The organism is Mesorhizobium sp. M7A.F.Ca.MR.176.00.0.0, from assembly GCF_004023165.1.
Lineage (GTDB): Bacteria > Pseudomonadota > Alphaproteobacteria > Rhizobiales > Rhizobiaceae > Mesorhizobium.
This window is the reverse complement of the sequence record NZ_RZTC01000120.1, coordinates 9751-17564: the sequence shown is the minus strand read 5'-3', so window position 1 is coordinate 17564 and position 7814 is coordinate 9751. Positions and strand designations below refer to the sequence as shown.

Annotated in this window: 10 protein-coding genes and 1 pseudogene; 4 read left to right on the top strand and 7 right to left on the bottom strand. The window is 63.9% G+C overall.

Translation table 11 applies throughout. The features are described 5' to 3' along the window. Positions 1-39 precede the first annotated feature (39 nt). A complete protein-coding gene (locus tag EOB59_RS28670) occupies positions 40-456 on the bottom strand; it encodes a helix-turn-helix domain-containing protein (RefSeq protein ID WP_127396726.1) in 417 nt (138 codons plus the stop codon). A 102-nt stretch (positions 457-558) separates the two neighbouring features. Here EOB59_RS28670 and EOB59_RS28665 point away from each other — a divergent pair, with 102 nt between their 5' ends. Beyond that, positions 559-1158 carry a dihydrofolate reductase family protein gene (locus tag EOB59_RS28665; RefSeq protein ID WP_127383442.1) on the top strand — a complete coding sequence of 200 codons (600 nt, stop codon included), beginning with the start codon at positions 559-561 and terminating at the stop codon, positions 1156-1158. 24 nt (positions 1159-1182) lie between these two features. On the opposite strand, the pseudogene EOB59_RS28660 reads toward EOB59_RS28665, so the two are convergent. The 5 genes and pseudogenes from EOB59_RS28660 to EOB59_RS28635 form a co-directional block, all read right to left on the bottom strand. Continuing rightward, positions 1183-1925: pseudogene (locus EOB59_RS28660) on the bottom strand (2OG-Fe(II) oxygenase). After that, the gene (locus EOB59_RS28655) at positions 1922-2476 is read right to left on the bottom strand and encodes a methylated-DNA--[protein]-cysteine S-methyltransferase (RefSeq protein ID WP_127396728.1); all 555 of its coding nucleotides are present in this window, start codon (positions 2474-2476) and stop codon (positions 1922-1924) included. Before EOB59_RS28655 ends, EOB59_RS28660 begins: the two are co-directional and overlap by 4 nt. Before the next feature lie 330 nt (positions 2477-2806). Beyond that, a complete protein-coding gene (locus EOB59_RS28645) occupies positions 2807-3028 on the bottom strand; it encodes a hypothetical protein (protein ID WP_245482700.1) in 222 nt (73 codons plus the stop codon). Between the two features lie 18 nt (positions 3029-3046). Then, entirely contained in the window at positions 3047-4171 is a 1125-nt protein-coding gene (gene ada, locus EOB59_RS28640) for a bifunctional DNA-binding transcriptional regulator/O6-methylguanine-DNA methyltransferase Ada (RefSeq protein ID WP_127396733.1), read from the bottom strand. A gap of 66 nt (positions 4172-4237) precedes the next feature. Beyond that, positions 4238-4930, bottom strand: a complete 693-nt coding sequence (locus EOB59_RS28635; RefSeq protein ID WP_127396730.1) for a helix-turn-helix domain-containing protein — start codon at positions 4928-4930, stop codon at positions 4238-4240. A 176-nt stretch (positions 4931-5106) separates the two neighbouring features. On the opposite strand from EOB59_RS28635, the gene EOB59_RS28630 reads away from it, so the two are divergent. Further along, positions 5107-5382, top strand: coding sequence for a DUF1330 domain-containing protein (locus tag EOB59_RS28630; protein ID WP_245486800.1), 276 nt, complete (start codon positions 5107-5109; stop codon positions 5380-5382). Between the two features lie 168 nt (positions 5383-5550). Continuing rightward, positions 5551-6087: a hypothetical protein gene (locus EOB59_RS28625; protein ID WP_206622077.1), complete on the top strand. Its 537-nt coding sequence runs from the start codon at positions 5551-5553 to the stop codon at positions 6085-6087. A gap of 60 nt (positions 6088-6147) precedes the next feature. On the opposite strand, the gene EOB59_RS28620 is transcribed toward EOB59_RS28625, so the two are convergent. Next, a complete protein-coding gene (locus tag EOB59_RS28620; protein WP_127396995.1) occupies positions 6148-6597 on the bottom strand; it encodes an ester cyclase in 450 nt (149 codons plus the stop codon). Between the two features lie 248 nt (positions 6598-6845). On the opposite strand from EOB59_RS28620, the gene EOB59_RS36810 reads away from it, so the two are divergent. After that, a partial coding sequence (locus EOB59_RS36810) for a PAS domain-containing protein (RefSeq protein WP_245486799.1) occupies positions 6846-7814 on the top strand: 969 nt, incomplete at its 3' end.

Genomic DNA, 7814 nt, shown 5'->3' with positions numbered 1-7814 from the left:
ACCTTCTCCCACAGGGGGAGAAGGGAAACAGCGCAACGCCTAGACAATATGCTCCGATCGCAGCGCCGCTTTCATCTTTTCCAGCGCCGCTTCGCCGCCTGCCGCCAATTCGCCGGCAATCCTGGCCAGCTTATCGTCGGCCTTGCGGTGCTTGCTGCCCCAGGCGCCGAGCGTCGCCAGCACCGGCAAGAGGTCGATGCCTGCTTCGGTCAGCCGGTAGACCGTTTTCAAGCCATGCGTCGGGTCGTCGCTTCTGGTGAGGATGCCTTCCTCCTGAAGCGTTTGCAGCCGCTCGGCCAGCGTGCGCGAGGAGATGCCTTCGTCGGATTGCAGGAATTCGCGAAAGTGCCTTTTGCCGGCGAAGGCCATGTCGCGGATGATGAGCAGCGTCCAGCGGTCGCCGATCAGTTCGAGCGACAGGTTGATCGGGCAGCCGGATTTTTCGCGCGTCGACATCTATGCTTCCATTTTTAAATCACTTTACTATTGACATCGTTTTGGCCTTGCGTCAACGGTTCCAAATGTAAACTGTTTTGGATGGCCCTGAGGAGAATGACGGTGAAAAAGCTGGTCCTGCAGATGCAGATATCGGTCGACGGCTTTGTCGGCGCCACCGAGGACCATTCCTGGCAGCTCTGGGAGTGGGGTGACGAGAGCGCCTGGGACGATGCGCTGAAGCAGGACTTCAACGCTGTCTTCGCAGGCGTCGATACCATCCTGCTCAGCCGCAAGATGGCACAGGAGGGCTATCTCACCCATTGGGGCAATGCGGCGAAGAAGTTTCCGCGCGATCCGTTCTACGCCTTTGCGCAGCGCATCGTCGACGCCCGCAAGGTGGTGCTCAGCGACAAGCTCGAGCAATCGGCCTGGGAGCCGGCTTGGGAGCGCACCAGTGTGGCCAGCGGCGACCTGCCGCGCGAGGTCAACGCGCTGAAGACGGGCGAGGGTGGCGACATTGCCGTGTTCGGCGGCGCCGGTTTCGCGTCAGCGCTGATCGCGGCCGGGCTGGTCGACGAGTTCCAGCTGTTCGTCAACCCGGCGGTGCTGGGGGCGGGCCGCCGGATTTTTGATCAGGGCGGTTTTAGGAACCTGCGGCTGCTCGGCTCGAAGGCCTATGCCTGCGGCATGGTGGTCAGCCGTTATGCACCGGCGGGGTGAGGGGAACCTCCATCTTCTCCCTGCTCACTTGGCATCGTGGAAAATAATCCCTACCGTGTGGCGCATGCCTGAGCGCAGCCGGCTGACGCCGTGGCGCAGATTGACGCGGTAGTTGCCTTTGGTGCCCTGCACCGGCCGGTTGTGGACGGCGAACACAACGGCGTCGCCCTGCCGCAGCGGCACCACTTCGACTCGGCTCTGCATGCGCGGGCGCTGCTCGTCAGCGCGAACTCGCCGCCTGTGAAATCCCGGCCCGGTTCGGAGAGCAGGATCGCCACCTGCAGCGGAAAGGCGAGATCGCCATAGAGATCCTGGTGCAGGCAGTTGAAGTCGCCAGGCACATATTGCAGCAGCAGCGGCGTCGGCCGTGTCTGGCCGGCGGCATGGCACTGCTCGAGAAACGCGGCATGCGTCGTGGGATAGCGCATGGCCTGCCCCATGCGCTCGTTCCACCGATTGGCGACCTCGGCCAGCCTGGGATAGAGCGCGCTGCGCAGGCCACCCAGGAGGTCGGGCAAGGGATAGCGGAAATAGCGGTACTCGCCCTTGCCGAAGCCGTGCCTGGCCATATGGATGTGGCTGCGGAAATGCTTCTCCTCGGGATAGAGGCCGGCGATCTGCCGGCATTCTTCGGGCGAGAGCAATTTCTCGATCACCGCGCAGCCGAAGCCGTCGAGTTCGGCAGCAAGGGCCGGCCAGTCGTAACCGGCGATGCGTGTCTGAGCAGCTTCGACCACCGATGCGGCAATTTTGGCATGGGCATTCATATCGTAGCCTCCTTGTAGAGCAGGGCGCGCTTGCGCTCGACGCCCCAGCGGTAGCCCGACAGCGTGCCGGCGGCGCGGACAACACGGTGACAGGGAATGCCCAGCGCAATCGCGTTGGCCGCACAGGCGGTCGCCACGGCGCGGGCGCCGTTCGGCTGGCCGAGACGCCGGGCGAGCGCGGTGTAGGTGATGGTGGCGCCGCACGGGATGCTGCGCAGCACGGCCCAAACACGCTGCTGGAATGGCGTGCCGTGGCGCAGGTCGAGCGGCAGGTCGAGGCCGACGCCAGGCATTTCGATGAAGCGCGCGATTGCGGCGAGATCGTCGCGCAAAGCGGCCTCGTCTTCGACCAGTACCTTGCCGGGGAAGCGGTTGGCGAGATCCTGCTCCAGTGTGTCAGCATCCGAGCTGATCAGGATGGCGCAGACGCCGATCTGGCTGCGCGCTGCCAGGACGTCGCCGATTGCGGATTCACCGATGGCGTAGCTTATGGTGTCGAAGGCATTGGGGACGCTCGCCGGTGGCGCCATTTGGGTTTGCATGAGGTTCATTGCGTTTACTCCTTTGTCTGTGCGCGAACCCTAGCTGTGCGCCGGTCGGTGCTCACTCCGATGCTTGCTTTCAAACTCAAATCGCCCGCGTACGGGGGTGAAGGACGCCCAGGGTAAGCGCTCTACGGCGCCCCCTCTGTCCTGCCGGACATCTCCCCCACGGGTGGGGAGATTGGCTGTCATCACCGCCTTCGCCAATCTCCAACGTTGCAGGACGAGAGCCGGCGCCGGAACTGCCAATCTCCCTCCTTGTGGGGGAGATGTCCGGCAGGACAGAGGGGGGCGCCGTAGAGCGCTGATTTTGATCATTCGCACTTCGGCCAAGCATGCTCATGCCACACGTGTGACCGACATCTCGCTAAGCACAAACACCTCACCGCTCAGCAGCCGCAGCTCGATCTCGCCGGTTGCGGTGTGGTTCCACTCAGCCCTACCCTCATCGACCAGCCCGCCGATGGCGGCCATGACCTGGGATTTCGCCTCTTCGGCGCGATTGCCGGCGGCGGTGGTGCGGGCGGTCCCATCGGTGACGCTGTCATGAGGTCTTGCCATCGCGCGCATGCTTGGCCGTCATCTCCGCGCGGATCGGTAAGCGCTGCCGGGTGCGTTCGACCCGTCCGCCTCGCGGTCGAGCAGTGCGCGTTTGCGCTCAGCGCCCCAGGCGTAGCCGGACAGGGCGCCATCCCTGCGGATCACGCGGTGGCAGGGAATGGCGACGGCAAGACTGTTGGCGGCGCAGGCGGCGGCGATGGCGCGGGTTGCCTTCGGCGCGCCGATGCGCTGCGCGATCTCGGTATAGGAAACCGTGCGGCCGACGGGGATGTCTTGTAAAGCCTGCCAGACACGCTGCTGGAAGGCGGTGCCGCGCACGTCGAGCGGCAAATCGAGACCGAGCGCCGGAACCTCGACGAAACCGACGACGCGGGCGACCAGTGCTTCGTAGTCGCTGTCGCCGCCGATCAGCCGTGCCCTGGGGAAACGATCCTGGAGGTCGCGCACCAGTGCATCAGGATCGTCGCCGAGCAGGATCGAGGCGACGCCCTTTTGACTGGACGCGACCAGGATGGCGCCGAGCGAGGTCTCGCCGACGGCGAAGCGGATCTCTTCATCGGCGCCGCCGGCGCGATAGCGCGTCGGCGTCATGCCGAGCATGCCAGTGGATTTCTCATAAAAACGTCCGCTCGAATTGAAGCCGGCATCGTAGATCGCCGTCGTGACGCTGGCGCCGTCTTCCAGGCCCTGACGAACCCTGGCGGCGCGGTGCGCGGCGGCATAGTCCTTCGGTGTCAGCCCGGTGGCCGCCTTGAAGATACGATGGAAATAACCGGCGCTGCGGCCGGCGGCATCAGCCAGCTCAGCGAGCGACGGTTCTTCCTGGCTCTGCTCGATCCTGCGGCAGGCAGCGGCGACCATCGCCGCGTTGCCGGCCTCGAGCGACGGGCCATCCGGGTCGCAGCGCCGGCACGGGCGAAAACCAGTCGCTCGTGCCTGGTCCAGGGTGTCGTGCAATTGCACATTTTTCGGATTGGCGCGCCGAGACGGGCAGGAAGGCCGGCAATAGACGCCGGTCGTTGCCACCGAATACCAGAATGCGCCGTCGGCCGACTTGTCGCGCGCGACGATTCGTGCCCAGCGCGGATCGTCGGCGATTTGCAGCGGCTCGGATTTCAGATTTTTCGCCAAGGTGATGAACATGGCCGGCATTGAAGCCGTCAAAAGCCGGTCTCGCCACCCGTTTCCTGCCAAGCGCCCTCGGCCCTGCTAAGCCGCGCGCTTGGGTTCCACCGCGAACGGGCTGAGGCCGAGCCAGGTCTGCATCTTCCTGCCGATGGCCTGGTCACCAGTCAGGGCAACCCTGGCGCCGGCCTTCTCGACGGTCAGCACTCCCATCCAGATCGCCGTAATCGTGTGCAGGTCGGTCGAGACGTAGAGGTCGACATCGAAGCCCGGATCGTACCAGCACAGATCGACCTCACCGTGCTTCTCGACGATCAGCCACCACGACCGTTTGGACGCCGGGAGATCCGGATACAGGAATTGTATCACCGTGCGCCCTTCAGGCAGCGGCGAGGGGTTTAGATTGCGCCGCATGTCCCACATCAGCAACGACGGATCGAGGTTCTTCAGCGACAGCCGGGACTCGACCCATTTCTGCCCCCAGAAGCCCATTGCCTCGACGACCGGGCGCAAATCCCGGCCGGCTTCCGTCAGCCGATATTCGAAGATTCCTTTTTCGCCCGGCACTTCCTTGCGCTCGACGATCCCGGCGATCTCAAGTTCCTTCAGCCGTTGCGACAGAAGGGTCGGCGACATTTTGGGAACGCCGCGGCGCAGGTCGTTGAAGCGGGTCGAGCCGGCCACCAGTTCACGCATCAGCACCATCGTCCAGCGGGTGCACAGCACCTCGGCGGCCATCGATAGCGGGCAGAATTGTTTGTATCCGTGCTGGCTCATGATTGGTGCCTCTCCCTCAAACCTGACCGAATATTAGGCCTTCCTGGATGAAGCGGCCAGTACGGAAACTGTACTGCCCCGGTACAGATCGCGGACTGGTTGGCGGGTGCCTTGCCATGCGAGCCCTTTGGCCGGTTGCACGGGATACCCCTGTGCACCGCAACCAGGAGACTACCATGACCGCCTACGTTATCGCAGACATCAAGATAAACGACGCGCAGTGGGTGCCGGCCTATGCCGCCTCGGTGCACGACCTCGTCCACAAACATGGCGGCAGATATCTGTCGCGCAGCGGCAATGTGAAGACCCTCGAAGGCAAGCCGCTCGATACCACGCTGATCGCGCTGATGGCGTTCCCGTCGGAAGCGGCGGCGCGCGCCTTCACACCGACCCTGCCTACGCGCCCTTCGTGTCGGCCCGTCAGGGCGGCAGCGACAGCCGTTTCCAGATGATTGACAACACCGATCTGGCCGGAACGATCCCATATCTGCCGAAGGGATGATCCTTCCCGGTAGTCGCATCGATTTCGGGATATCCAAGCAACAACAGCCACAGCGCTTGCCTGCCGGGCCTCCGTATTTTCGGCGGCCGGCCAGCTGTGCTTTTTCAAGAAGAATGGAATGAAGATGACATCAAACTTTCGCAGCGGACTTCTTATGGCGGGGACCATGCTGGCAACCTGGACTACCCTTGCGCAGGCGCATCAGGAGCCGGCTGAAGCTGCCTCCGGCTCTAACCCGCTGGCCGACAAGGTGCGGGCTGCCAACAGCCGGTTCATCGACGTCAAGACAGCGGTATCAGAGGGCTATTCGCCTATTCCCTGTGCCAGCGGCATCACCGGCGGCGCCATGGGCATTCACTATGTCAACGGCCGGTATCTGAACGACGACAAGATCGACATCGCCCGTCCCGAAGCCGTGATGTACGAGCCGTTGGCCGATGGCGCGCTGAAGCTGGTGGCGGTCGAGTACATCACTTCGAAAGGACCGGCATCGTTGGACGGCCAGTTGTTCAACTTCAACAGCGCCCCCAACCGCTATGGGCTGGGTGAATTCTACGAACTGCATGTCTGGGCCTGGAAAGGCAACCCGACAGGTACGTTCGCCGACATGAACCCGAAAGTGTCATGCGAGCACGCAATGGCGCCGAGCCAGTAAGCAATGAGGCCAGGCGGCATTGACGCCGCCTGGCCCGAACGATCGTTTTGCCTGATCGGCTCAGGCGGCCTTGATCAGACCGAGCTGGGTGAGGGCGGCGACCCCGTCATCGAGGCCGATCTCCTCGACGATCCTGCCGTCGACCACCTTCAGCACCGTGGTGCCGGTGAAGCGCATGGTGCGGCTGGTGGCGGCCGGCAGCGAACCGGCGAGGAAGTCGCCGAAGGCCGGACCGGTATGCGTGCCGCCGCCCTCCCACTGGCCGACGACATAGTCGCCTTCGGCAATCAGGTCGGCGGTGGCCCAGAAGTTGAGGTCCGGGAAGGCGGCGCGGAAGCCGCTCATGAAGGCCTTGATGTCGTCGCGGCCGCGGCGCGGCTCGTGCAGCGAGTATTTCAGCAGCATGTCGGGTGCCGCGATGTCGTCGACGACGGACAGGTCGCAGCTTTCACCCCAGAAGTCGGTGAACCATCTGACGACGACGGCCTTGTTGTCTTCTTGCTTGGTCATTGGGAGGTCCTCTTGTCTGTGCAACGTGATCATCGGCGCCGCCGATGATCCGGGATCATCGGATTGGCGATGACCTGGAGCCATGACTAGGAACATCCGGCCGATGCGAAACTCCGGTTCTTGCCGGCCAATCGAAGAGCAGAGGCGGCAGGTGAGGAGCCAACAAAGCAGCCCGCCATCGCCGCGGTAACTGTTTCTTCTCTGGTTTTGCCGCAGATTGCCCTGCGGTGGAGCAGGCGAAGCAGACGATGGCGCGTCAGGGCAAGAAAAGTCGCAATGGAACGTTCTGGGCCAAGGCCCTGGAGCGCGCCCATCTTGGTGTCTGGGACTGGGATCTTGTAACCGGCGACTGCTTCTATTCCGCGACCTGGGCGCGGATGCTGGGCTACGATGAGAGCGAGCTTGCCGACACAGCCGACCTGTGGCTGCAACTGACCCATCCCGACGACCGCGAGCGGGCGCTGACCAGCGGCGACCGCCACATCGCCGGACAGACCGACGCCATCGAGACCGAACTCAGGCTGAAGCACAAGCAGGGCCACTGGGTGTGGGTGCTCGATCGCGGCGGCATTGTCGAGCGCGACGCCTCCGGAAAGCCGCTCAGGCTGATGGGCGTGCAGACCGACATCACCAAGCAGAAGGCCGCCGAAGCCGAACTCGAGCAGGTCAATGTGCGCTTCCGGCTGGCACTCGCCGCCAGCGGCACCGGCATCTGGCACCACGACATCGCCACCAACAAGAGCTATTGGGACGCCCGCACCAGAGACATATTCGGCCTCGTCGCCGATACGGACGAAGTGACCGCCGACCTCTGGCATACTTTCCTGCACCCCGACGACAGGGAAGCCACCGAGCAGGCGCATTTGCCGACACCCGGTTCGGACCGAGTTACCGCCTCCCGGTACCGCATCATCAAGCGCGACGGCGTCATTCGCCATGTCGAATCGCTGGTGCGCTTCATCGCCATTGCCGGTGCGGCGGGCCAGGTTCTTGGCACGGTGCGCGACATCACCGAGGAAAAGCTGCGCGAGCAGGAGCTCGCCTATGCCGCCCGTCACGATGCGCTGACCGGCCTGTACAACCGCTCCGCCTTCGACCGGCTGCTCGCCGATCATATAGCGGCGGGTGCGCCGCTGGCGGTGTTCTACGTCGATCTCGACTACTTCAAGGCGCTCAACGATTTTGCCGGCCACGCCGCCGGCGACCTGGCGCTGAAG

Coding starts and splice junctions, on each gene's coding strand:
- EOB59_RS28670 (WP_127396726.1), bottom strand. CDS start 456: ATGTCGACGCGCGAAAAATCCGGCTGCCCGATCAACCTGTCGCTCGAA.
- EOB59_RS28655 (WP_127396728.1), bottom strand. CDS start 2,476: ATGAACCTCATGCAAACCCAAATGGCGCCACCGGCGAGCGTCCCCAAT.
- EOB59_RS28645 (WP_245482700.1), bottom strand. CDS start 3,028: ATGGCAAGACCTCATGACAGCGTCACCGATGGGACCGCCCGCACCACC.
- ada (WP_127396733.1), bottom strand. CDS start 4,171: ATGTTCATCACCTTGGCGAAAAATCTGAAATCCGAGCCGCTGCAAATC.
- EOB59_RS28635 (WP_127396730.1), bottom strand. CDS start 4,930: ATGAGCCAGCACGGATACAAACAATTCTGCCCGCTATCGATGGCCGCC.
- EOB59_RS28630 (WP_245486800.1), top strand. CDS start 5,107: ATGACCGCCTACGTTATCGCAGACATCAAGATAAACGACGCGCAGTGG.
- EOB59_RS28625 (WP_206622077.1), top strand. CDS start 5,551: ATGAAGATGACATCAAACTTTCGCAGCGGACTTCTTATGGCGGGGACC.
- EOB59_RS28620 (WP_127396995.1), bottom strand. CDS start 6,597: ATGACCAAGCAAGAAGACAACAAGGCCGTCGTCGTCAGATGGTTCACC.